Genomic DNA, 21,752 nt, shown 5'->3' with positions numbered 1-21,752 from the left:
CCGTCATGATCATGAGTACCGCCACCGACGCCCGCCTCGTGCTGGGCCCGGGACCGACCGCCCTGCTCGAGGCGGTCGCGGCGGACCCCGGGCGTCCCCTCGCCGTCGGCGTGACGGGCCCCGGCGGCCACGGAAAGAGCGCCCTGCTCGGAGAGCTGGCGCGGGCTCACCGGGCAGCGGGAGGCACCGTGCTCGAAGGGGCGCCGAGCCCGACCCGGTCGGTCGACCCCGAGACCGTGCTGCTGGTCGACGACGCGCATCTGCTGGACGACGCTCGGCTCGAGACGCTGCGCCGGCTGGTGGTCGGCCGCCGGCACCGGCTGCTGATCGGTTACCGCCCGTGGCCCCGGCCGGCGGCGCTGACGGAGCTGGCCGACGCGCTGAAGCGGGACGGGCAGCAGGTCGTGCTCGGCCCGTTCACCGCCGACCAGACCCGCGACTACCTCGCCGGCGTGCCCGAGCTGGGCCGGGGGAGCGAGCTGGTCGCGTTCGTGCACGGGCAGACCGGCGGTGTCCCCCGGGACGTCGAGCGGCTGGCCCGCGCGCTACGCGGCCAGGAGAGCCGGCCCGGTCCCCCGACTGAAGCACCCCGGCCGGCCGTCCTCCCGTTCGGGCCGGACCTGGAGGAGCTGCCGCCGGACGTCCGGCGGCTGCTGCTGGCGGTCGCCGCGGGCGTGCCGCTGCCGGTGGACCTGCTCGGCCCGCTGCTCGACCGGGAGCCGGCGGCGGTGGACGAGCTGGTGGCGCACACCAGGGCGGCGGGTCTGCTCGGCGCCGACGGCCGGCTCGCGCCGATCGTCCGGCGGGCGGTCATCGCGCTCAGCCCGGCCACCGAACGCACCGCGGTCTGGCGCCGCCTCACCGAAGTGCAGCTCGGGCGCGGCGCGGCGGTGCTCCCGCTGGTCCGGTCGCTGCGCGCGGCCGGGGCGCTCGACGACTGCCCGGCCGCGGCGCTGGCGGCCGCGGCCGAGGAGGCGCTGGGCACGGACCCCGCGCTCTCGGCCGACCTGTTCGCCGCGGCCAGCGCGGGAGGGCTGCCGGCCGGCGCCCGCCAGGCCGTCGCCGCAGCGCTCGCCGGTGACCTGGAGGCCGCGTTGCGGCTGGCGAACCGGCTGCTCGCCACGGCCGCCCCGGCCGTGCGGGCGGAGGCGGCCACGGTGGCCGCGACGGCGCTGGCGCACCGCGGCCAGGTGGAGCGCAGCGTCGAGCTGTACCGGTGGTCGGGCCACGCCCCGTCCGCCGCGTACGCCGCCGTCGGAGCGCTCGCCCTCGGCCGCCCGGTCGCGGGCGTGGACCGGCCCGACGACCCGGCCGGCGGGCCGCCCACCCTGCACGCCAGCGCCGCCCGACTGATGGCCGAGGGGGTACGGGAGAGCGTCACCGGCCCGCCCACCAGCGCACTCTCCCGGCTCGTGCAGGCGACCGCGCTGCTGGAGCCCGACGGGCGGCGGGTGCTGCTGCCCGACAGTCCGGCGGCGCTCGCCGCGTTGACCGCGATCCACTGCGCCGAGCTGGACATCGCCGAGGGAGTGCTCGACCGCGCCACGACGACCGGCATCGGTGGGCCCCTGATGGCCCGCCGCCACCGGCTCTGGCAGGCCTGGATCCAGATGGTCCGCGGCCAGACCGCCGCCGCGGCCGACTGCCTCGCCACGGTGACCGCCGACGCACGACCGCTGGAGTCCCGCGACCTGCTCCTGGCCAGCGCGCTCCAACTCGGCATCGCGCGGCGCAACAGCGACGTCGGGGGGCTGCAACGCGGCTGGGGGCCGGCGCTGGAAGCCGTGGTCCGCCACCCCGTGGACCTGTTCACGCTGCTGCCGCTGGGCGAGCTCGCGGTGGCCGGCGCCCGGCTGGGCGACCTGGCGCGGCTGCGGCCGTACCTGCGGGAGGCCTGGCTGCTGCTGGACCGGCTCGGCGACCCGGCGCTGTGGAGCGCACCGCTGCACTGGACCGGGCTGCACGCCGCGATCCTCACCGAGGAGCCGGCCGTCGCCGACGCCCACGTCGCCGCCCTGCTCGCCGCGGCCGACCACAGCCGGTACGCCGCCGTGGTCGCCGCCGCTGCCACGGTCTGGGTCGAGGTGCTGCGCGGCGTCGTGGACCCGGTCCGGGTGGAGGCCGCCGCCCGCGGGCTGCACGACGCCGGGTTGTGCTGGGACGCCGCCCGCCTCGCCGGACAGGCCGCGATCCGTACCTCGGACCGGCGGGCGATGACCACCCTGCTGGAGTGCGCCCGGACGCTCCAGGCCCGGCCGCCCGCCCGCCCGGACGAGGGGGCCGCCGGGGCGGACGGCTCCGCACCGGTCGCCGACGCCGTCACCGCTCCCACCCGGTACCGGCTCAGCGACCGCGAGCACGAGGTGGCCGAGCTGGTGCTGGCCGGGTTGACCTACCGGGAGGTCGGGGACCGGCTCTTCATCTCGGCGAAGACGGTGGAGCACCACGTGGCGCGGATGCGGTCCCGGCTGAACTGCGCCAACCGGGCGGAGCTGCTGGCCCTGCTGCGCACCGTCGTCGCCGACCGGTCGAGCGCGGCGGGCCGCCAGCCGTGGCCGGCGCGGGACCCGCGGTGAACCAGCGGGTACGGCCTCTGCCGGTGGACCGGATGCGGCTGAGGCTCGGCGCCCTGGCGGCCGTGCTGCTGACCCTGTGGGCGTACGGGGCGGTGCTGACCGCCCGGGACGCTGCCGACCTGGTCCGGGTCCGGGCCCTGGCGGACACCCTCGGCCAGCCCACCGACCTGCTGATCCTCCACCTCCAGCGGGAACGCCGGCTGACCGCCGAGACGATCGCCGGGGCCGGGCGGACGCGGGCCGCGCTGATCGAGGCGCGCGACCGGACGGACGGCGCCGTCGCCCCGGTGCGCGCGTTCACCGAGAACCACGACCCGCGACTGCTCACCGCGGGCGCGGTGCGGGACCGGGCCGACGAGTTGGTCCGGCAGTTGGCCGGACTGGCCATCCTCCGGTCCGAGGTGGACGGCGGGCGGCTCGACCGGCCCAGCGCGGTCGCCGGGTACGACCGGCTGATCGGCGCCGCCTTCGCGGTGTACGGCCCGGAGTGGGGCGGGCGCGAGGACGACCTGGCCGGCGAGACCCGGGCCGTCGTCGCGCTGGCCCGGGCCCGCGAGCTGCTCGCCCGGGAGGACACCCTGCTGACCGCCGCGCTGGCCGGCGGTGGGATCGGCGACGACGACCGGCGCCGCCTGGCCGAGCTGGTGGCCACCCAGCGGTACGCCCGGGCGGCGGCGGCCGCGCAACTGCCGGCCGCCGGACGGGACCGGCACCAGCGGCTGGTGGAGAGCCCCCCGTTCGCCGGCCTGCTGGTGCTGGAGGACCGGCTGCTCCGGACGGCGGGCACGGACGGCACGGCCGGGGTCAGCGCGCAGAGCTGGCGGGCGACCGTCGACCCGGCCCTGAGCGGACTGCGGGAACTGGTGATCGCCGCGGCCCGCGACAGCGCCGAGCGGGCCGCGCCGGGTGCCGCGCTGGTGGTCACCCGGACCGGTCTGGTGCTGGGGCTGGGACTCATCACGGTGCTCGTCGTGCTGGTCGGCTGGTCCCGCATCGTGCGCCGGCTGACCGACCAGCCGGCGGCGCCCGCCACCAGCGAACTGCTCCTGCGGCTGACCCGGCGCAACCAGGCCCTGCTGCGCGACCAGCTCACCCTGCTGGGCGCGATGGAGCGGCGGGAGCTGGCGGCGGAGGAGACGGCCGACCTCTTCCGGCTCGACCATCTCGCCACCCGCGTCCGGCGCAACGTGGAGAAGGCGGTCATCCTCGCCGGCGCGGCGCCGGCCCGCCGCTGGCGACGGCCGGTGCCGCTGCTCGACGTGGTACGCGGGGCGATCGCCGAGGTGCCGGACTACGAGCGGGTCCTGGTCGCGCCGCACTGGCCGTGGTCGCTCGCCGGGTCCGGCGTCACCGACGTCGTCCACCTGCTGGCCGAGCTGATCGAGAACGGGTTGGCCTGCTCGCCGGAGCACACCACCGTCCGGGTCGCCGGTGAACCGGCGCCGCAGGGCTGCGCCGTGGTGATCCTCGACGACGGTCCCGGCCTGGACGACGCCGCGCTCACCGAGGCGAACGATCTGCTGGATCGGCCGCCCCCGGACGGGCCGCCCGCCGACCGGGCCGGACTGTACGTCGCCGCCCTGCTCGCCGCCCGGTGCGGCGCCCGGGTCTCGCTGCGTCCCGGACCACGTGGCGGAACCGCCGCCGTCGTGCTGCTCCCGCTCGGTCTGGTCGCCGGCACCGCACCTGAGGGCGGCACCACCGGGCCCGCGCCGGCCCGGCCCACGTACCCGGCGGCCGACGGCGGTGGCCTGCCCACGCGGATCCGCCAGTCCGGGGCGGTCGGGCCCGCCCCCGACGCCACCGGCCCCCACATCGTCCAGACAACGCTCCGCAACAGCGGGAGAGGACCTAGATGACTCCTTCAGTGCTCACCACCGACGGCCTGACGGCCGCCCTGGACGGCCTGGTCGACCGGGTCCCCGGGGCCGAGCTGGCCGTGGTCCTCTCCCCCGACGGGCTGCTGCTCGGCCGCTCCCGGAACGTGCCGGACCGGCTCGCGGAGCAGCTCTCCAGCCTGGTCAGCGGCCTGTACGCGCTCGGACAGGCGACCGCCCGGGTGTGGGCCGCAGGCGCGCTGCGGCAGGTCGTCGTGCAGATGTCGCGCGCGTTCGTGTTCGTCGCCACCACCCGGGGCGGAGCGATCCTCACCGTCCGGATGGGCGGTGACGCCGACGTCGGCGACATGGCGTACGAGGTGGCGCTGTTCGCGGCGCAGGCCGAGCGGGCCCTGCCCGTATACCTCGAACCCCGGACGGCGACAGGCGGGGACAGCGGTGCGCACCACCGGAGACCATGACGAGGCGTGGTACGACGAGGACGCCGGGCCGGTGGCCCGGCCGTACACGGTGACGGGCGGCCGCCTGACCTCCGAGCACGGCCAGCTCGACCTGATCTCCCTCGTCGTGGCCCGTCGGTCGGCCCCCGCCTCCGCACAGCTGTTTCCCGAGCAGGCCCGCATCGTCGAACGGTGCAACCGTCCACTGTCGGTGGCGGAGGTCGCCGCCGACCTGCAACTGCCGTTGGGTACCGTCCGAGTGCTGCTCGGCGATCTGCTGGCGGCGGGGCTCATCGAGACGCACGAGCCGCCGGCGCTGTCCGGGGTGCCGTCCCGGGAACTGCTCGAGGCGCTGCTCGACGGACTCCGCACGCTGTGACGGGCGGTGACAGCCGGGACCCGAGACCGCGCACTCGGGTCCGACGGACGACCTGAAGGGGGAAAGGCTCAGTGCCGGCACCACCGTCCCCGCCCCGGCGGACCCTGCCGCTCGTTCTGCTGGACGGGATCGTCGCGCTGGCCGGGGCCACCCGTCGCGCCGTCCTCGGCCGGGGCGACGGGTCGCGGCTCGCGTACGTCGCCATCGTGGCCTCGCTTGGCGTACTGCTGGCCACGGCCTACTCGATCGTCACGGTGCTGCGCACACCGGAACGGCTGACCCCGGTGGCCGTCGGGCCGGGCGGAAACGTGCCGGCGACCGAACCGGTGGCGACCGGCACGCCCGACGCCCCGCCCGCTCCGGCCGTCGCCACCCCTCGGACGTCCGCGCCGCCCGCGACCAGGGCCGCGCCGCCCGCGCCCGCTCCGCCGGGCGACCCGCCCTCGACCAGGGCGCCCTCGGCGACCACCGCGGCACCACCCGCACCCGTCGCGCTGCACGCCGACTTCGCCGTCGAGGAGAGCGCCCTGCTCAGCTACGGCGCGGCGGTGACGATCGGCAACCCGGGCCCGGCGGCGGCGCCGGACTGGGCCCTGGTCGTCGTGCTGCCCCGCGAGTCGCTCCGGGTCACCTCGGTGACCGGGGCTCGGACCAGCCAGGACGGCGCGACGTGGACCTTCGTGCCGGACGGGGACACCGGGCGGGTGCCCGGCGGCGGCACGGTGCGGGTCACGTTCCGGGTGAACGGCGCGGCGGTCACCTCCACGCCAACGGCCTGCACCATCGATGGGGCCGCCTGCGCCGGCCTGCCCGGCTGACGGGCGCGCCGAGCCGGCGGGTCAGTCGCGCCGGGCGGACGGCACGGCGCAGGCCGCGGTGCCGCCGGGCAGCCGGTGGCGGTTGCGGGCCACCCATCGGTACGCGGGCCAGGCGGCCGCGCGCACCGGCGGGAACCGCAGGCCGGCCCCGGCGATCCGCCAGAACGGGTTGCTGTCGCCGAGCAGCCGGGCGATGGCGTCCGGACCGGCGGCGCGCGCGCCGTCCGCGCCGACCCACTGCACCGCCTCCTCGCACTCGGCGGCGGTCAGGCCGAGCGCGTCGAGGTCGGCGAACTGCCAGGGCAGCACGCGGGTCCCGGTCGGGATCCGGCGCTCGATGAACTCCGCGCAGCGGGTGCAGAACGCGCAGTCGCCGTCGTAGACGAAGGTCGACGTCTCCATGCCCCCATCCTGCACCCCGCCCGCCCCACTCCGGTGGCCGGTGTCCGGCGGGTCACTTGCGCTTCGTTCGTACGCATGTTCGAATGAAGCACATGCGCTGGGACAACCTCTCCGCTCCCCCGGACGAGGGGACTCCCGACGGGGCAGCGCCAGCGGCTCCACCCCTGCCGCTGGCGCTCCCCGGCGCGATCGCCCGCACGTTCGACACCCCCGGCTTCGCCGGCATGACGTTCTACGAGGTGCGGGCTAAGTCGATCATCAATCGGGTGCCGGGCCAGTCCCGCGTCCCGTTCGAGTGGACGATCAACCCCTACCGTGGATGCAGCCATGCGTGCGTCTACTGCTTGTCGGGTGACACGCCGATCCTGATGGCCGACGGCCGCACGAAGCCGATCAGTGAGCTGGAGGTCGGCGACCGGATCTACGGCACCGAGCGGCGCGGCGCCTACCGGCACTATGTGGTGACCACGGTGCTCGACAAGTGGTCGACCGTGAAGCGGGCCTACCGGGTCACCCTGGAGGACGGCACCACACTGGTCGCCAGCGGCGACCACCGGTTCCTCACCGAACGCGGCTGGAAGCACGTGACCGGCAGCATGCGCGGTGGCGGCCGGCGGCCCTACCTGACCACCCGCAACCGCCTGCTCGGCACCGGCCGGTTCGCATCCGCCCCGAAGCGCTCCGCCGACTACCGGCGGGGCTACCTCTGCGCCCTGGTGCGCGACGCCGACCACCCGGGCAGCCACTTCCGGCTGGCCACTGCCGACGAGCAGGCGCTGGAGCGCGCGGAGCGGTTCCTCGCCGACGCCGGGATCGGCACGGAACGGCTGCCCGGCCCGCCGGTCCGGGCCGGCCGCCGGTCGACGACCGCGATCCGCACCGCCCGGCCCGGTGACGCCGAGGCGGTCGCCGAGCTGATCCGTCCGGCGGACGAGCTCACGGACGACTGGTGGCTGGGCCTCCTCGCCGGCAGCTTCGACGCCGCCGGCAGTTGCCGGCGGGGCGTCTTCCGGATCAGCGTCGGCGACGACGAGAGCCGGGAGCGGGCGGGCGCCGCCCTGGACCGGTTCGGCTTCCGCTGGGTGCTCGACGACCCGGGCAACCTCAACCGGGTCCGCCAGCTCCGGCTGACCGGCGGCCTGCCGGAGCGGCTGCGCTTCTTCCACCTGACCGACCCGGCGGTCACCCGCAAGCGCTCGATCGAGGGCATGGCGCTCAAGTGCCGGGCCCGGCTGCGGGTGGCCGGCATCGAGGATCTGGGGCTGGAGTTGCCACTCTGGGACATCACCACCGGCACCGGCGACTTCATCGCCAACGGGGTGGTCAGCCACAACTGCTTCGCTCGCAACACGCACACCTACCTCGATCTCGACGCCGGCGCGGACTTCGACCGCAAGGTGATCGTCAAGGTCAACGCCGGTGAGCTGGTGCGCCGGGAGCTGGCCGCCCCGAAGTGGCGCGGCGCGCACATCGCCATGGGCACCAACGTGGACTGCTACCAGCGGGCCGAGGGGCGCTACCGGCTGATGCCCCAGATCATCGAGGCGCTGCGCGACTTCGCCAACCCGTTCTCGATCCTGACCAAGGGCACGCTGCTGCTGCGGGACCTGCCGCTGCTGCGGCAGGCCGCCGAGGTGACCCGGGTCGGGCTGTCCTACTCGGTGGGGTTCGTGGACGAGGCGCTGTGGCGGGCCGTCGAGCCGGGCACCCCGAGCCCGCGCCGCCGCCTCGACGCGGTACGCCAGCTCACCGAGGCGGGCTTCGCCGTCGGGGTGCTGATGGCGCCGATCCTGCCGGGGCTCAGCGACGACGACGAGTCGATCGACGCCACGGTGGCCGCGATCGCCGCGTCCGGGGCCACCGGCGTCACCCCGCTGCCGCTGCACCTGCGCCCCGGCGCCCGCGAGTGGTACGCGCGCTGGCTGGCCCGCGAGTTCCCGCACCTGGTCCCCCGCTACCGGCAGCTCTATCAGGCCGGGGCGTACGCGCCGCAGGCGTATCAGCGGGAGGTGACCGCGCGGGTGCGGATGGCGGCCCGCCGGCACGGGCTGCACCGGGGCGAGGCCGGCGACAACCGGCAACTGCCCGCCACACCCGCCCCGGCGGCCGAACAGCTCTCCCTGCTGTGAGGACGAGCCGGGCCGGGCTGCGGGGCGCCGACGAGGGCTAGGCTCGGGGAATGCGTTCCGCCCAGCAGATCCTCGCCGACTCCGCCGTGATCGCCGTCGTGGGCGCGTCCCGCGACCCGGGCAAGGCCGCGCACCGCGTACCGCTGGAGATGCAGCGGCACGGCTGGCGGATCATCCCGGTGAACCCGACCGTGGACGAACTGTTCGGCGAGAAGGCGTACCCGACGCTGGCCGACATCCCGCACCCCGTTGATCTGGTCGACGTTTTTCGCCCGGCAGCGGACGCCGTCGAGGTGGTCCGCCAGGCGGTGGCGATCGGCGCGCCGGCGGTCTGGTTGCAGCTCGGGATCTTCTCGGCCGACGCGCGGCGGATCGCCGAGGAGGCGGGCATCGACTACGTCGAGGACCGCTGCCTCATCATCGAACGCGCCGCCGGGGGCCTGACCCGCCGGGGCTGAGCTCGGCTCATGGCCGGGTAACCACCACGACGTGCAGGCCGTAAGGGTCGGTCGCCACCACCCGGCCGTCGCCGTGGACCGCCATCAGCCAGCGCTCCCGTGCGGGCCGGTCGCTCCACCAGGTCTGGACCGGTGGTATCTCCACGAGCGGAACCTCTCTGGCCTCCCGGCAGGCCGGGTCGGTGCAGACCCGTAGTACGGCGCGGTCGGGCCAGGGCCCGGAACCCAGCCGGACGTAGAGGCCGTCCGGGTGAACCGGCTCGGCAACCACGTCCCAGACGCCGCCCTCGGCTCGGTGAACGGTGGCCAGCGGGTCGCTGCCGCCGCACCCGTGGCCGGCCCGGCAGTCGAGGACGTCGCCGACGTCCAGCAGGGCGAGTTCCTCGGGCGTCGGCATGCCCGGGCGTCGCGGACCGTCGATCGGCGCGACCTCGGGCTGCGCACAGTCGAGGGTGGCGCACCAGCCCACGGAGACCGCACCGGTGGAAGGGGAGCGGAGGGCGACGACCGGCCGGCCGCTCGCGTCGACCCGAACCACCAGCCTGGTGGGCCGGGAACCGTCCCGATCGCGTAGCGATCCGTTCACCCGGCCGAGGCTGGTGACCCGGGGGGTGGCGCAGAAGACGTCCGGGCAGTGGATGAGCTTCAGTTCGACGTGGCCGGCGTCGCTGGGGGTCGGGGCGGCGGGCGGGACCTCCGTGGCGCTGGCGAGCAGGATCTCTCCGGCGGGTGTGAGGGTGATGGCCGCCGCTCCGGTTTCGCGCAGCACCTCCAGGGCACCCTTGCCCCGCCGGCAGATCCGCTGGGCGTTGCACTGTTCCAGCGCGTGCTGGCCAAGGGCGTAGACGGAGCCGTCCGCTCCGAAGGCCGCTCCCCCGAACGGTTCGTACATCGTCACGGACAGGTCGGTGCGACGGCGGGTCCGGCAACTGTCGTCGAGGCAGTCGTCGAACCAGCTCTGCCCGACGAGGATCGGACCGCATCCCGCCGGCCAGCCCACCGCGATCATCCGGTGCAGCCGGTCGGACGTGTTCACGGTGACCTCGGGCAACCCTTCCGCGGCGACGACGCCACCGACCAGCCCGGTGGGCAGCAGGACTGCGGCCAGCCCCAGCGGCACGGTGAGTCGGCCGAGCCGCCGGGTGAGCCGATCGGCCGCCGGCGCGGGCTCCTCGGGATCGAGGGCCGGCAGCAACGACCGTCCGGGCAGGTTGCGGTGGGCCACGAGGAGGGTCTGCGCCTGGAGAGCGACGACGGCGATGAGGGTCGCGTCCCGCAGCAACCAGGCCAGGACACCCAGGAGAGGATCGGTCACCTTCTCCTCGGGACGGGCGAAGGCCCACCCGTACAGCAGTGCCGGCGCCGCGACACCGAACAGGAAGGCCACGCCCAGGCCCAGCGCGTTGCCGCGTACGCCCACGAAGGAAGCCCGGAACGCCGCCCTGCCGCGCAGGCCGTCCAGGACCGCGATCGGCAGGACGAGCGCGAAGCGGACCAGCAACGCGGCGACCGGCAGGGCGACCAGCGCGGCGACCACCCAGACAAGCCCCCCGCCGGCGAGCAGCACCGTCCCCAGCAGGAGTAACGCGACGAGCAGCGTGCCCGCCCCGGCGAGCAGGGCGGCGCCGACCGTGGGGAGGGCCCGGAACGCGCGGCGCAGTGGACGGTCGACGGGGGCTGTAGCGGCGATCGCGGCCGTCACCGCCCAGGCCCACACGGCGGGCTCCACGAGGGCACCGACGACGCCGGCGGGCGGGACGAACATCCCGTTGACCACCCGCGCCGGGTCGACGCCGGGCAGCGGGAGCAGCCCGCAGACCACCCGGAGCAGCGACCACGGTACGAGCACCAGCACGAGCGTCGTGAGCGCGGCGCTGCGGCGGGGAATCGGCACGGGCGTACGGTACGGCCCGGCCGTCACCGCCGCTGTCCCCCTGCCTGCTGGTCGGGACCTGCCCGAGAGGGCGCTCAGCTCGGGTGGCCCACCGGGCCGAAGAGCAGGTCGAGTTGGGTGTCGAGGGCGGCCAGCGCGGTCTCCGGCGGGTAGTGGCCGCCGAGCAGGTAGATGCCGAGCCCCTCCATCACCGCCAGCAACCCGACCGCGGCTCGTTCCGGGTCCACGTCTCGGGCCGCCCCGGCCCGGATCAGACCGGCGACGAAGCCCAGCAGGGCGGCCGTCTCGTCGTGCAGCGCGGCGGCGACGGCCGGGCGTACGGCGGTGTAGGCCAGGAACGCCAGCGCCACCCGGCCGTCGGCGCGGCGCTCCTCGTCGAGAGGCAGCAACTCGGCCAGCATGGTCCGGAGCAGCGCGCGCGGTGCCGGCGTGGCGCCGAGCGCCGTGACCGCCCGGGTCACCCGGGCCTCGTTTCGTTCCCGGACCACGGCGAGCGCGAAGGTCATCATCTCGTCGCGAGTACGGAAGTAGTGCTGCACCATCCCGGCGCTGACTCCGGCCGCGGCGGCCACGTGCCGGAGGCTGACCGCCTCCAGTCCCTGCTCGGCCGCGACCCGCATCAGCGCGTCCGCGATCAGCGCCCGGCGCTCCCGGTGATCGACCCGCTTCGGCATGCCCTCATGGTTTCACAATACGACTGCATTGACACTTCCCGGGCGGGCGTTTTACATTGCGACTGCAACGTGAAACGGCGAAGGGTGGAGACATGCGGAAGGCGCTCGGCCTGCTGCGTCGTGTGGTCGTGTACGAGTGGCGCATGTGGCGCAGCCTCTTCCGCTGGCTTCTGCGCCGGCCCCTCGCCCTGCCACAGGGGGCCGAAGCGTTCAGCTACCTCGGCGCGGTGAAGCCGATCCTGATCGCCTTCATCGCGCTCTCCGCGGTCGAGATCCCGATCTTCGACGTGATCATCCGGCACACCATGCCCTGGCAGTCGGTGCGGGAGGTCGCGCTGGGGCTCGGCATCTGGGGGCTGCTGTGGATGATCGGCCTCTACGCCGCCCTGCAGATCCACCCGCACGTCGCCGAACCTGCCGGGCTGCGCGTCCGCAACGGCTTCTCGGTGGACTTCACGGTGCCCTGGGACGCGGTGGCTCGGGTCGACGCCCGGTACCGCTCGCTGCCCGGGAGCCGCTCGGTGCAGCTGGAACGGGACGAGGCGGGGACGGTGCTCAACGTGGTCACCGGCAAGCAGACCAGCGTTGACCTGGTGCTGCGCCGGCCGCTGCCGGTCCGGCTGCCGGGCGGCCCCAGCGAGCCGGTGCGCGAGATCCGGCTCTACGCCGACGACCCCGACGCGCTGGTCAAGCTGGCCCGCCGGCACCTGCCGGCTCCGGACCCCACGCAGTCCCGTTGATCAAGAAGTTTGCGTCAGCGGCACGGCCGGATCGGACGCGAACTTCTTGATCAACCCGGGGACGGCGCGGCTCAGAGCTTGTACTCCTTGAGCAGGCCCCGGGAGATGATGGTCTTCTGGATCTCCGAGGTGCCCTCGCCGATCAGCAGGAACGGGGCCTCCCGCATCAGCCGCTCGATCTCGTACTCCTTGGAGTAGCCGTAGCCGCCGTGGATGCGGAACGCCTCCTGGACGACCTCGGCGCAGTATTCCGAGGCGAGCAGCTTGGCCATCCCGGCCTCGACGTCGTTGCGCTGGCCGGCGTCCTTGAGCCGGGCCGCGTTGACCATGAGGGCGTGGGCGGCCTCGATCTTCGTGCCCATCTCGGCGAGCTTGAACGCGACGGCCTGGTGCTTGGCGAGCGGCTGGCCGAAGGTGCGGCGCTGCTGGGCGTACGCGACGGCCAACTCGAAGGCGCGGATGGAGATGCCGCAGGCGCGGGCGGCCACGTTGACCCGGCCGACCTCGATGCCGTCCATCATCTGATAGAAGCCGCGCCCGACCTTCTCCTCGCCGCCGAGCACGGCGGACGCCGGGACGGTGACGCCGTCGAGCACCATCTCGGTGGTCTCGACGCCCTTGTAGCCCATCTTGTCGATCTTGCCGGGGATGGTCAGGCCAGGGGCGGTCTCGCCGAACCCGGGCTCCTTCTCCAGCAGGAACGTGCTCATGTTGCCGTAGACCGAGTCGGCCCCGGTGTCGGTCTTGACCAGGGTGGCGACCACCGAGGAGTACGCCCCGTTGGTCAGCCACATCTTCTGGCCGTTGAGCACGTAGTTGTCCCCGTCGCGGACCGCCTTGGACTTGATCGCCGAGACGTCCGAGCCGCACTCGGGCTCCGACATCGAGAAGGCGCCGCGCACCTCGCCGGTGGCCATCCGGGGCAGCAGCCGGGCCTTCTGGTCGGCCGAGCCGTGCTGGGAGATCAGGTACGCCACGATGAAGTGGGTGTTGACGATGCCGGAGATCGACATCCAGCCCCGGGACAGCTCCTCCACCACGAGGGCGTAGGTCAGCAGGGACTCGCCGAGACCGCCGTACTCCTCGTCGATGGTGAGGCCGAACAGCCCCATCTCGCGCATCCCGTCGAGGATGTCGGTGGGGTACTCGTCGGCGTGCTCCAGCCGCTGGGCGTGCGGGATGATCTCCTTGTCGGCGAACTCCCGAACGGTTTCCAGGATCGACCGCTGCACATCGGTCAGGCCGGGCGTCTGGGCGAGTCGGGCCATCTCAGCCTCCGGGGGATCGGCGCATTACTCGTGGGTAACTGAACGCTGGGTCAGTATCGGCCCCGGGACCGGCGGAGCCAAGGTGACCAGTCCACACAACCGCTGTGAAAAGGTTCACCGCTGCGAGTAGCGTCCGCAAGAGAGAGGGCCGTCGACCTGCGACCGAGGGGGCGAGGAGGGCGTGAGCCAACCACCCGGTGAGCCGGATCAGCCACCGTCGCCGTACGAGCCGCCGGCCTACGGACAGCCGTACGGGGAGCCGCAGCAGCAGCCGCACTGGGGGCACCAGCCGCCCGGAGCCGCCCAGCCGCCCTACGCCCCGCAGCCCCCGTACGGCCAGTACGGGCCGCCCGGCCCCGGCCCGCAGCCACGCGGCGGCGGCCCGAACGCGCTCGCCATCCTGTCGCTGGTCTTCGCCTTCGTCTTCGCCCCGGCCGGCATCGTCTGCGGCCACCTGGCCAAGCGGCAGATCCGCCAGACCGGCGAGGAGGGCGACCAGCTCGCCACCTGGGGGCTGATCCTCAGCTACATCTTCACCGCGATCGGCCTGCTGGTCTGCTGCGGCTGGATCGGCCTGGCCATCTGGGCCAACTCGGACAACGGCAGCACCTACTGACCGTCAGCGGAACTCGGCCTCGCGGACACTGTTGCCGCCGTCGACCACCAGCATCTGCCCCGTGATGTAGGAGGCGGCCGGCGAGCAGAGGAAGGCGATCGCGGCCGCCACCTCGTCCGGCGTGCCGGGGCGGCCGACCGGGGTGCCGAGGCCCTGCTTGATCTCGACCATGGTGGACGCCGCCGTGTGGATGATGCCGGGCGCCACCGCGTTCACAGTCACCCCGTCGGCGATCATCTCCATGGCCAGCGCCCGGGTCAGCCCGACCACGCCGGCCTTCGCGGCCGCGTAGCCGGCCTCGGTGGGCAGGGCGTTGACCGGCCCGGCGGTGGCGGCCAGGTTGACGATCCGGCCCCAGCCCCGCTCGGCCATCCCGCCGATGAACGCCCGGCTGCACAGAAAGGCGGTGGTGAGATTCCGGTCGATCTCGCCGCGCCACTCGTCGTAGGTCAGCTGGGCCACCGGCCGGAGCACCTCCGGGCTGGCCCGGCTGGCCAGGCCGGCGTTGTTGACCAGCACCTCGACGTCGCCGAGCTGCTCGGCCACCGCATCCGCGAGCGCGCCCACCTCGGACTCGTCGGTGAGGTCGGCGACGAAGCCGGTGACGCCCAGCTCGCCGGCCCGGTCGTGGATCCGCCGCGTGGTGGAGACGATCGCCACCCGGGCGCCCAGGTCGGCCAGGCGGCGCGCGGTCGCGTATCCGATGCCGTCCGGACTGCCCGCGCCGGTGACCAGCGCGACCCGGCCGTCCAGGCGCATGGTGGCCGGCTCTTCAAGCGGTGCCGGCTGGTCCTGGTCGGCGGAGCCGGCCGGGGCGCCGCCGCGGGGCCGGCGCACCAGCCCCGGCCTGCTGACGTCCCGTCGCGACCGACCACCGCGCGCGTCAAGTGCCATGCCGCGATCCTGCCCGCTGTGGACGTCCTGGGCAACGCGGCACCCGGAAAGGGGGTCCTGCGACTTGCCCGCCGGTGGCTACCCTGACCGCACCACGTCCATGGAGATGATCTGATGACCTATCCCCCACCGTCCGGTGGTTGGCACGACCCGTCGGCGGCGGCCGGACCGCAGTCGAGCCCGCCGGCCGACCCGACACTGCCGATGGCGGGTGCTCCGATCCCCAGCCAGCCCACCTCGGCCGACCCCTACGCGGGCGCCGCGTCGCCCTACTCAGCCCCGGGCTACCCACCGGCCGGCGGCGACCCGTACGCGGCCGGTTACGCACCGGGCGCCTATCCGCAGCCGGGCACCCATCCGCAGCCGGGCGCGTACCCGCCTCCGGCCGGTTATCCCGGATACGGTTACCCGCCCGCACCGAAGCAGAACGGCCTGGCCATCGCCGCAATGATCGTCTCGATCATCGGCGCCCTCGGCCTCTGCGGTTACGGCCTGGGCGGCTACATCGGCGTGGTGGGCGCGATCCTCGGCCACGTGTCCCGCAAGCAGATCAGGGAGCGCGGCGAGGGCGGCGAGGGCTTCGCCACCGCCGGCATCATCGTCGGCTGGATCGCCACCGCGCTGGCCGTGCTGGCCACCATCGCCATCGTGATCTTCATTGTCTGGGCGGCCAACCAGGACCCGTCCAGCTTCGACAGCACGACCGACTGAACCCGGCGGGCCGCCCCGGGTGCGAACTCGGGGCGGCCGGACCGGTCACTCCGAGGGCGGGGTGAACGACGACGTGCGGCTCATCCCGGCGGCCCGGCCCTTGGCCGCGATCACCAGCGCCATCTTGCGGGACGCCTCGTCGATCATCTCGTCGCCGAGCATCACCGCGCCGAGCTTCCCGCCCGCCTCCGAGGTGTAGAAGTCGTACGCGTCGAGGATCAGCTCGGCGTGGTCGTAGTCGGCCTGGGCCGGGGAGTAGACCTCGTTGGCCGCGTCGATCTGGCCCGGGTGCAGCACCCACTTGCCGTCGAAGCCCAGCGCCGCCGAGCGCTTCGCCACCTCGCGGAACGCGTCGACGTCCCGGATCTGCAGGAACGGGCCGTCGATGGCCTGCTTGTCGTGCATCCGGGCGGCCATCAGGATCCGCATCAGGATGTAGTGGTAGGGGTCTCCCGGGTAGTCCGGGATCAGCGCGCCGACCACCAGCGACTTCATGTTGATCGAGGCCATGAAGTCGGCCGGGCCGAAGATGATCGTCTCGACCCGGGGCGAGGCGGCCGCGATCGCGTCGACGTTGACCAGGCCGGCCGCGTTCTCGATCTGCGCCTCGATGCCGATCCGGCCGACCTCCAGGCCGAGCGTCTTCTCGATCTGGGTGAGCAGCAGGTCCAGCCAGTGCACCTGCTCGGCGTTCTGCACCTTCGGCAGCATGATGCAGTCCAGGTTGGCCCCGGCGCCCTCGACCACCTCGATGACGTCCCGGTAGGTCCACGGCGTGGTCAGGTCGTTCACCCGGACCACCCGGGTCTTGCCGGCCCAGTCGCCCTCGTTCAGCGCGGCGACGATGTTCTTCCGGGCGTCCGGCTTGGCCAGCGGCGCGACCGCGTCCTCCAGGTCGAGGAAGACCTGGTCGGCGGGGAGGCCCTGGGCCTTGCCGAGCATCTTGACGCTGGAGCCGGGTACCGCGAGGCAGGACCGGCGGGGGCGACCGACTGCGGCCATGGATGCGCTCCTTCCAGCGTCCGGCGGGCACGCCGACGCCACCAGGTGAAAGACGAGAACTTAACGATCCCAAAGGGCGTTGTGACGCCACGGTAACCTCGTCCCGTGACCGGGGTGAATGGACCTGTGGAAGATCTCACTGAGCGTCGGACCGTGGTGGTGACCGGCGCCAGCTCGGGCATCGGCCTGGCCGCCGCGGTCGACCTGGCGCGCCGGGGCGACCGGGTGGTACTGGTCGGCCGGGATCCGGCCCGGCTGCGCGCGGCCGGGGAACGGGTGCGCGAGTGCTGCGGCGAGCAGCCCGAACTGTTCCGCGCCGACTTCGCCGTGCTCGACGACGTGCGCGGGCTCGCCGAACGGCTGCGCGCTGCGTACGACCGGATCGACGTGCTGGCCAACAACGCCGGGGCGATCGTGCTCCAGCCGGTCAGCACGGTCGACGGCTTCGAGCTGAGCATGCAGGCCAACCACCTCGCGCCGTTCCTGCTCAGCAACCTGCTGCGGGACCGGATCGGCCGGATGGTGGTGACCGCCTCGGGCGCGCACCGCAGCGGCGCGCTCGACCCGGACGACCTCAACGCCGCGCTGCGCCGCTACCGGCCGATGCGCGCGTACGGCACCAGCAAGCAGGCGAACATCCTGTTCACCGCCGAGGCGGCCCGCCGCTGGCCCGAGGTGCCGGCCCACTCGTTCCACCCCGGCGTGGTGCGGACCCGGTTCGGCAACGAGAGCCGGCTGGTCGCCCTCGGCATGCGGCTGCTGCCGTTCCGTAGCCCCGAGCGGGGCGCGGAGACCCTGGTCTGGCTGGCCAACCAGGACCCGGCCCGGCTGGTCGACGGCGGCTACTACGCCGACCGGCGGCTCCGCCGGCCGCTGCCCAAGGCGGCCGACCCGGCCCTTGCCGCGCGGCTCTGGACCGCCAGCGCCAAGGCCGTCGGGATCGACGCCTGAGCCGGTTCCGGGTCCGCCCGCCGGGCCGGTCGCTGCCATACTCCGCCGCATGACCGAGCACGAGGGAGCGACCCTGCGCGTCGGGGGCGCGGACGCCGAGCTGGCCGACCGGATCGACCGGGAGCTGACGGCCTTCAACAACGCCGCCACCGGCGCCACCGACGAGGGCGATCTGACGGTGCGCGTGGTCGACGCCGACGGCGAACTGGTGGCCGGGCTGACCGGCTGGACCTGGGGCGGCCGGGCCGGGATCAACACCGTCTGGGTCCGGGCGGACCGCCGCCGCGAGGGCTGGGGCGGCCGGCTGCTGCTCGCCGCCGAGGAGGAGGCCCGGCAGCGCGGCTGCACCGAGATCTCGGTGGCCTCGTTCTCCTTCCAGGCGCCGGACTTCTACCGCCGGCACGGCTACACCGACACCGGCATCCGGGACGGCATCCCGGGCGGCCACGTCGACCACCAGTTCTGGAAGCCGCTCGACGCGGACCCGGCCGGGGTGCTCCGGGTGGTCGCCCTGGTCGACCTGAGCGCCGGCCCCGAGGCCGGCCGGCGCTACGAGGACGCGGTGCTCGCCCTGCTCGGGCGGCACGGCGGGCGGTTGGAGCGGCGGCTGCGCACCGGGGACGGGCAGACCGAGGTGCACGTGATCCGGTTCGCCGGGCGGGCCGGCTACGACGCGTTCCTGGCCGACCCGGAGCGGGTGGCGCTGCGGGCCGCGCTGGGCGACGCCGCCCCCACCACCCAGGTCCTCGACGTCCACGACGTCTGACGTTCACTCGGCGGGGTGGACCGGGACGCTGGTGACCACCACGCCGGGCAGTTCCCGCAGGGCGGCGCGGAGCCGCTGCTCGATGCGGCTGTGCAGCGGGCGGTGCCAGCGGCGGCGGAGCACCACCTCCGGCACGATCACGGTCAGGGTCAGCTCCGGCCGGGTGGTGTGCAGCGCCTCCAGGTAGTGCGCGAGCGGCCCGATCACCGCCCGGTACGGCGACACGATCGTCTCCAGCCGCAGGTGGTCGCCCCAGGCCCGCCACTGCTCCCGGAACCGGTCCGCCTCGGCCTCCTCGGGTGCGATGTGCACGGCCAGCGTCGGCTGGCCCAGCGACGCCGCGTACGCCAGGGCCCGCAGCGACGCCCGGTTCAGCCGGGCCACCGGCACGACCACCAGGTGGCGTACCTCCTGGGGCAGTTCCTCGCCCTCGGCGGAGCCGGCGGGCCCGGACGGCGCGGGCGCGGGCGGTTGCAGTGCCAGCGCGTGGTGCAGCGTGGCGTAGTGCCGGTGGATCCGCCGGAACAGCAGCACCAGCAGCGGCACGGCGACCACCACCACCCAGGCGCCCTCGCTGAACTTGGCCACCGCGGCGGTGAGCAGCACCAGCCCGGAGAGGATGGCGCCGACGGCGTTGAGGGCCAGGCGCCGGTGCCAGCCCGGCCCGCGGCGGCGCCGCCAGTGCACCACCATGCCGGCCTGGGACAGGGTGAAGGCGAGGAAGACGCCGACGGCGTAGAGCGGGATCAGCGACTCGGTGTTGCCCCGGAAGGCGACGAAGATGAGCCCCGCGGCGAGGGAGAGCGCGACCAGGCCGTTGCTGAACGCCAGCCGGTCGCCCATGTGCAGGAACCGGCGGGGAGCGTGGCCGTCCCGGGCCATGAAGAAGAGCAGCCGGGGGAAGTCGTTGAACGCGGTGTTCGCCGCCAGCAGCAGGATCAGCGCGGTGGTGGCCTGGAGGAGCGCATACCAGGGGCCGGTCGGCAAGGTCGCCCGGCCGACCTGGGAGAGCAGCGTCTCGCCCGGCCGCGGGACCAGGCCCTCCAGGTGGATCAGCCCGATCAGGCCCGCGAAGAGCACGACGAGCATGGCGACCATCCACCCGAGCGTGGTGCGGGCGTTGCGCCACTCGGTGGGCCGGAACGCGGGGACCGCGTTCGACACCGCCTCGATGCCGGTCATCGACACCGCGCCGGAGGCGAACGCGCGCAGCAGCACCAGCAGGCCCAGCCCCTCGACGGCCGGCACCGCCGGCGGTGGCACCGGCGCGAAACCCCGGCCCGCCGCTCGCGCGTAGCCGACCACCAGCAGCGCGAGGACCGCGACCACGAAGGCGTACGTGGGGAGCACGAAGAGGTTTCCGGCGGTACGCACGCCGCGCAGGTTGCCGGCCAGCAGCACGGCGATCACCAGCACACCGAGCGGCACGGTGACCGGGGCCAGCCCGGGCAGCGCCGAGGTGACCGCGTGCACCCCGGCCGCCACCGACACCGACACGGTGAGCACGTAGTCGAGCATCAGCCCGGCCGCCGCCGCCAGCCCCGGGGTGCGTCCCAGGTTGTCGCCGGCCACGATGTACGAACCGGCCCCGTGCGGGTAGGCCGGGATGGTCTGCCGGTACGACAGCCCGACCGCGATCATCAGCACCACCAGCAGGGCGGCCAGCGGCAGGGAGAGCCCGAGCGCGGCGCTGCCGGCCAGCACCAGGACGCCGATCATCGCCTCCGGCCCGTACGCCACCGAGCTGAGCAGGTCGGAGGAGAGCACGGGCAGGGCGACCAGCTTGCGCATCCGCTCGTAGAGCACCGAGGCGCTGGAGATCGGCGGGCCGAACAGGGTCCGGCGGGCCCGGGTGAGCAGCCGCCCGGCCCGCGAGCCGAGCTCGTGGGCCGGCTCGGTGGCGACCAGCTCGTCCGGCTCCTCGACGGTGAACATCTCGATCGGCACCAGCCGCCCGAACCGGGTGGGCCGCGGGGGCTGCCCGCTGCGCCCGAGGGTCGGGTCGACGGGCAGTTCGTCCGGGCCGCGCGGCTCCTGCCAGCGCTCCCCGATCCGGCCCAGGGCCGTCCGTTCCTCGGGGCCGAGCGGCGGGAACTCGGCCGACGGGGTGACGATCGTCCCCCGGTCGGCCGCGTCGTCGCGATCCCCTTCCGCCCCCACCCTCCGCACTTTCACCGAAACCGGCGCGGCCGGGAGCACTTTCTCCGAATGCGGGTGGACCGGATCAGTCGCCGAGCGGGGCGGGGTCGGCGGGCACCGCGACCGGCTCGGCGCGGCGGCCGGCCCGGGCCCCGCCGAGGACGACGACGGCGACGCCGGCCAGCAGCAGGGCCAGCCCGGGCAGGGCGAGCGCGCGGGGCAGCTGACCCAGCCAGACCCAGGCGATCAGCGCCGCGCCGGGCGCCTCCAGCAGGATCAGCACGCTGACCGTGGTCGCGGAGACCCGGTGCAGGGCGTAGTTGAACATCGAGTGGCCGAGCAGTTGGGCGCCGGCCACCAGGCCGAGGATGGCCAGCCAGGTGCCGCCGTCGTAGCCGTGCAGGCGCACCCCGCCGGCCAGGCAGAACACCAGCAGGATCGCCGCGCAGACGCCGTAGCAGATGGTGGTGTAGGTGGTGGTGCTGATGCTGGCCCGGGCGCGCTCACCGAAGGCGGTGTAGACCGCCGCGAACATGCCGCCCGCGACGGCCAGCAGGTCACCGGCGAAGGCCCGGCCGGAGGCGCTGAAGTCGGCGCCGGTGGCCAGCACCGCGCCGAGCACGGCGACGGCGATGCCGGCCCAGACCGCCCCGGGCAACCGCCGCCCCTGCCAGCGGGCGATCAGCCCCTGCCAGACCGGCTGGGTGGCGCCCAGCGCGGTGGCCGCGGCCACCGAGGTGAGCTGCGCGCTCGGCATCCAGGTGGCGAAGTGGGCGGCCAGCGCCACCCCGGAGAGCACGCAGTACAGCCCCTCCCGCCGGCCCGCGCCGACGGTCAGCGCCCGGAACTCGGCGCGCCGCCGGGTCAGCGCGACCGGACCGAGCACGGCCAGCGAGAGCACGTTGCGCCAGAAGGCGATGGCGAGGGCCGGCGCGGCGGCGAACGCGACCAGCGGCGCGGAGGACGAGACGGCGGTGACGGCCAGCGCGAGCGCGCCGACGGTCAGCGCGTCGAGCGGCGGGCGGTGCGGAGGGTGGGGCACGGAGAGCAATACTCA

20 protein-coding genes are annotated in these 21,752 nt (G+C 74.6%); 12 read left to right on the top strand and 8 right to left on the bottom strand.

The genetic code is table 11. From position 1 onward, the window contains the following. Nucleotides 1–5: 5 nt before the first annotated feature. The 5 genes from ABZV78_RS01715 to ABZV78_RS01695 all read left to right on the top strand — a co-directional run bounded on the left by ABZV78_RS01715 (nt 6) and on the right by ABZV78_RS01695 (nt 6,051). The gene (locus tag ABZV78_RS01715) at nt 6–2,576 is read left to right on the top strand and encodes a LuxR C-terminal-related transcriptional regulator (RefSeq protein ID WP_355634855.1); all 2,571 of its coding nucleotides are present in this window, start codon (nt 6–8) and stop codon (nt 2,574–2,576) included. A gap of 32 nt (nt 2,577–2,608) precedes the next feature. Next, a complete protein-coding gene (locus tag ABZV78_RS01710) occupies nt 2,609–4,435 on the top strand; it encodes a nitrate- and nitrite sensing domain-containing protein (RefSeq protein ID WP_355634854.1) in 1,827 nt (608 codons plus the stop codon). Further along, nucleotides 4,432–4,875: a roadblock/LC7 domain-containing protein gene (locus tag ABZV78_RS01705; RefSeq protein WP_355634853.1), complete on the top strand. Its 444-nt coding sequence runs from the start codon at nt 4,432–4,434 to the stop codon at nt 4,873–4,875. Before ABZV78_RS01710 ends, ABZV78_RS01705 begins: the two co-directional genes overlap by 4 nt. After that, complete coding sequence (locus ABZV78_RS01700) at nt 4,853–5,233, top strand: DUF742 domain-containing protein (RefSeq protein WP_355634852.1); 381 nt, start codon at nt 4,853–4,855, stop codon at nt 5,231–5,233. The genes ABZV78_RS01705 and ABZV78_RS01700 overlap by 23 nt, the downstream gene beginning before the upstream one ends. 71 nt (nt 5,234–5,304) lie before the next feature. Further along, a complete protein-coding gene (locus ABZV78_RS01695) occupies nt 5,305–6,051 on the top strand; it encodes a cellulose binding domain-containing protein (RefSeq protein ID WP_355634851.1) in 747 nt (248 codons plus the stop codon). A gap of 21 nt (nt 6,052–6,072) precedes the next feature. On the opposite strand, the gene ABZV78_RS01690 is transcribed toward ABZV78_RS01695, so the two are convergent. Then, a complete protein-coding gene (locus ABZV78_RS01690; protein WP_355634850.1) occupies nt 6,073–6,453 on the bottom strand; it encodes a DUF393 domain-containing protein in 381 nt (126 codons plus the stop codon). An 83-nt stretch (nt 6,454–6,536) separates the two neighbouring features. Between ABZV78_RS01690 and ABZV78_RS01685 the strand changes: the two genes are divergently transcribed. Then, nucleotides 6,537–8,582 carry an intein-containing Rv2578c family radical SAM protein gene (locus ABZV78_RS01685; RefSeq protein WP_355634849.1) on the top strand — a complete coding sequence of 682 codons (2,046 nt, stop codon included), beginning with the start codon at nt 6,537–6,539 and terminating at the stop codon, nt 8,580–8,582. A gap of 50 nt (nt 8,583–8,632) precedes the next feature. Next, a complete protein-coding gene (locus ABZV78_RS01680) occupies nt 8,633–9,040 on the top strand; it encodes a CoA-binding protein (protein WP_355634848.1) in 408 nt (135 codons plus the stop codon). A 7-nt stretch (nt 9,041–9,047) separates the two neighbouring features. On the opposite strand, the gene ABZV78_RS01675 is transcribed toward ABZV78_RS01680, so the two are convergent. Both ABZV78_RS01675 and ABZV78_RS01670 read right to left on the bottom strand, forming a co-directional pair. Further along, nucleotides 9,048–10,934: a hypothetical protein gene (locus tag ABZV78_RS01675; RefSeq protein WP_355634847.1), complete on the bottom strand. Its 1,887-nt coding sequence runs from the start codon at nt 10,932–10,934 to the stop codon at nt 9,048–9,050. Nucleotides 10,935–11,008: 74 nt separating this feature from the next. Next, nucleotides 11,009–11,608 carry a TetR family transcriptional regulator C-terminal domain-containing protein gene (locus ABZV78_RS01670; protein WP_355634846.1) on the bottom strand — a complete coding sequence of 200 codons (600 nt, stop codon included), beginning with the start codon at nt 11,606–11,608 and terminating at the stop codon, nt 11,009–11,011. A gap of 92 nt (nt 11,609–11,700) precedes the next feature. On the opposite strand from ABZV78_RS01670, the gene ABZV78_RS01665 reads away from it, so the two are divergent. Next, nucleotides 11,701–12,348 carry a hypothetical protein gene (locus ABZV78_RS01665; RefSeq protein ID WP_355634845.1) on the top strand — a complete coding sequence of 216 codons (648 nt, stop codon included), beginning with the start codon at nt 11,701–11,703 and terminating at the stop codon, nt 12,346–12,348. Between the two features lie 71 nt (nt 12,349–12,419). On the opposite strand, the gene ABZV78_RS01660 is transcribed toward ABZV78_RS01665, so the two are convergent. Continuing rightward, nucleotides 12,420–13,616, bottom strand: a complete 1,197-nt coding sequence (locus ABZV78_RS01660) for an acyl-CoA dehydrogenase family protein (protein WP_154229816.1) — start codon at nt 13,614–13,616, stop codon at nt 12,420–12,422. A gap of 181 nt (nt 13,617–13,797) precedes the next feature. Between ABZV78_RS01660 and ABZV78_RS01655 the strand changes: the two genes are divergently transcribed. Continuing rightward, the gene (locus ABZV78_RS01655) at nt 13,798–14,232 is read left to right on the top strand and encodes a DUF4190 domain-containing protein (RefSeq protein ID WP_355634844.1); all 435 of its coding nucleotides are present in this window, start codon (nt 13,798–13,800) and stop codon (nt 14,230–14,232) included. Nucleotides 14,233–14,235: 3 nt separating this feature from the next. On the opposite strand, the gene ABZV78_RS01650 is transcribed toward ABZV78_RS01655, so the two are convergent. Next, on the bottom strand, nt 14,236–15,126 hold the full coding sequence (locus ABZV78_RS01650) for an SDR family NAD(P)-dependent oxidoreductase (RefSeq protein WP_091260769.1): 891 nt from the start codon (nt 15,124–15,126) through the stop codon (nt 14,236–14,238). A gap of 114 nt (nt 15,127–15,240) precedes the next feature. Between ABZV78_RS01650 and ABZV78_RS01645 the strand changes: the two genes are divergently transcribed. Beyond that, nucleotides 15,241–15,837: a DUF4190 domain-containing protein gene (locus tag ABZV78_RS01645; protein WP_355634843.1), complete on the top strand. Its 597-nt coding sequence runs from the start codon at nt 15,241–15,243 to the stop codon at nt 15,835–15,837. A gap of 45 nt (nt 15,838–15,882) precedes the next feature. On the opposite strand, the gene ABZV78_RS01640 is transcribed toward ABZV78_RS01645, so the two are convergent. Continuing rightward, nucleotides 15,883–16,839 carry a CoA ester lyase gene (locus tag ABZV78_RS01640; protein WP_154229812.1) on the bottom strand — a complete coding sequence of 319 codons (957 nt, stop codon included), beginning with the start codon at nt 16,837–16,839 and terminating at the stop codon, nt 15,883–15,885. A gap of 126 nt (nt 16,840–16,965) precedes the next feature. On the opposite strand from ABZV78_RS01640, the gene ABZV78_RS01635 reads away from it, so the two are divergent. Continuing rightward, complete coding sequence (locus tag ABZV78_RS01635; RefSeq protein ID WP_355634842.1) at nt 16,966–17,790, top strand: SDR family NAD(P)-dependent oxidoreductase; 825 nt, start codon at nt 16,966–16,968, stop codon at nt 17,788–17,790. Nucleotides 17,791–17,839: 49 nt separating this feature from the next. Beyond that, nucleotides 17,840–18,556, top strand: a complete 717-nt coding sequence (locus ABZV78_RS01630; RefSeq protein WP_355634840.1) for a GNAT family N-acetyltransferase — start codon at nt 17,840–17,842, stop codon at nt 18,554–18,556. 3 nt (nt 18,557–18,559) lie between these two features. On the opposite strand, the gene ABZV78_RS01625 is transcribed toward ABZV78_RS01630, so the two are convergent. Both ABZV78_RS01625 and ABZV78_RS01620 read right to left on the bottom strand, forming a co-directional pair. After that, the gene (locus tag ABZV78_RS01625; RefSeq protein ID WP_355634839.1) at nt 18,560–20,716 is read right to left on the bottom strand and encodes an APC family permease; all 2,157 of its coding nucleotides are present in this window, start codon (nt 20,714–20,716) and stop codon (nt 18,560–18,562) included. A 64-nt stretch (nt 20,717–20,780) separates the two neighbouring features. Then, nucleotides 20,781–21,737 carry a DMT family transporter gene (locus ABZV78_RS01620; protein ID WP_355634838.1) on the bottom strand — a complete coding sequence of 319 codons (957 nt, stop codon included), beginning with the start codon at nt 21,735–21,737 and terminating at the stop codon, nt 20,781–20,783. Nucleotides 21,738–21,752 lie beyond the last annotated feature (15 nt).

This window comes from Micromonospora sp. NPDC004540, from assembly GCF_040610095.1.
Classification (GTDB): domain Bacteria; phylum Actinomycetota; class Actinomycetes; order Mycobacteriales; family Micromonosporaceae; genus Micromonospora.
Note: the sequence above shows the minus strand (reverse complement) of the source record. Positions and strands in the feature narration are given on the sequence as shown.

Bases quoted from the DNA above. Each gene is read 5' to 3' on its own strand.
- ABZV78_RS01660 (WP_154229816.1), bottom strand. From the start codon at position 13,616: ATGGCCCGACTCGCCCAGACGCCCGGCCTGACCGATGTGCAGCGGTCG.
- ABZV78_RS01640 (WP_154229812.1), bottom strand. From the start codon at position 16,839: ATGGCCGCAGTCGGTCGCCCCCGCCGGTCCTGCCTCGCGGTACCCGGC.
- ABZV78_RS01690 (WP_355634850.1), bottom strand. From the start codon at position 6,453: ATGGAGACGTCGACCTTCGTCTACGACGGCGACTGCGCGTTCTGCACC.
- ABZV78_RS01710 (WP_355634854.1), top strand. From the start codon at position 2,609: ATGCGGCTGAGGCTCGGCGCCCTGGCGGCCGTGCTGCTGACCCTGTGG.
- ABZV78_RS01650 (WP_091260769.1), bottom strand. From the start codon at position 15,126: ATGGCACTTGACGCGCGCGGTGGTCGGTCGCGACGGGACGTCAGCAGG.
- ABZV78_RS01665 (WP_355634845.1), top strand. From the start codon at position 11,701: ATGCGGAAGGCGCTCGGCCTGCTGCGTCGTGTGGTCGTGTACGAGTGG.
- ABZV78_RS01705 (WP_355634853.1), top strand. From the start codon at position 4,432: ATGACTCCTTCAGTGCTCACCACCGACGGCCTGACGGCCGCCCTGGAC.
- ABZV78_RS01685 (WP_355634849.1), top strand. From the start codon at position 6,537: ATGAAGCACATGCGCTGGGACAACCTCTCCGCTCCCCCGGACGAGGGG.
- ABZV78_RS01715 (WP_355634855.1), top strand. From the start codon at position 6: ATGATCATGAGTACCGCCACCGACGCCCGCCTCGTGCTGGGCCCGGGA.
- ABZV78_RS01645 (WP_355634843.1), top strand. From the start codon at position 15,241: ATGACCTATCCCCCACCGTCCGGTGGTTGGCACGACCCGTCGGCGGCG.
- ABZV78_RS01670 (WP_355634846.1), bottom strand. From the start codon at position 11,608: ATGCCGAAGCGGGTCGATCACCGGGAGCGCCGGGCGCTGATCGCGGAC.
- ABZV78_RS01630 (WP_355634840.1), top strand. From the start codon at position 17,840: ATGACCGAGCACGAGGGAGCGACCCTGCGCGTCGGGGGCGCGGACGCC.
- ABZV78_RS01680 (WP_355634848.1), top strand. From the start codon at position 8,633: ATGCGTTCCGCCCAGCAGATCCTCGCCGACTCCGCCGTGATCGCCGTC.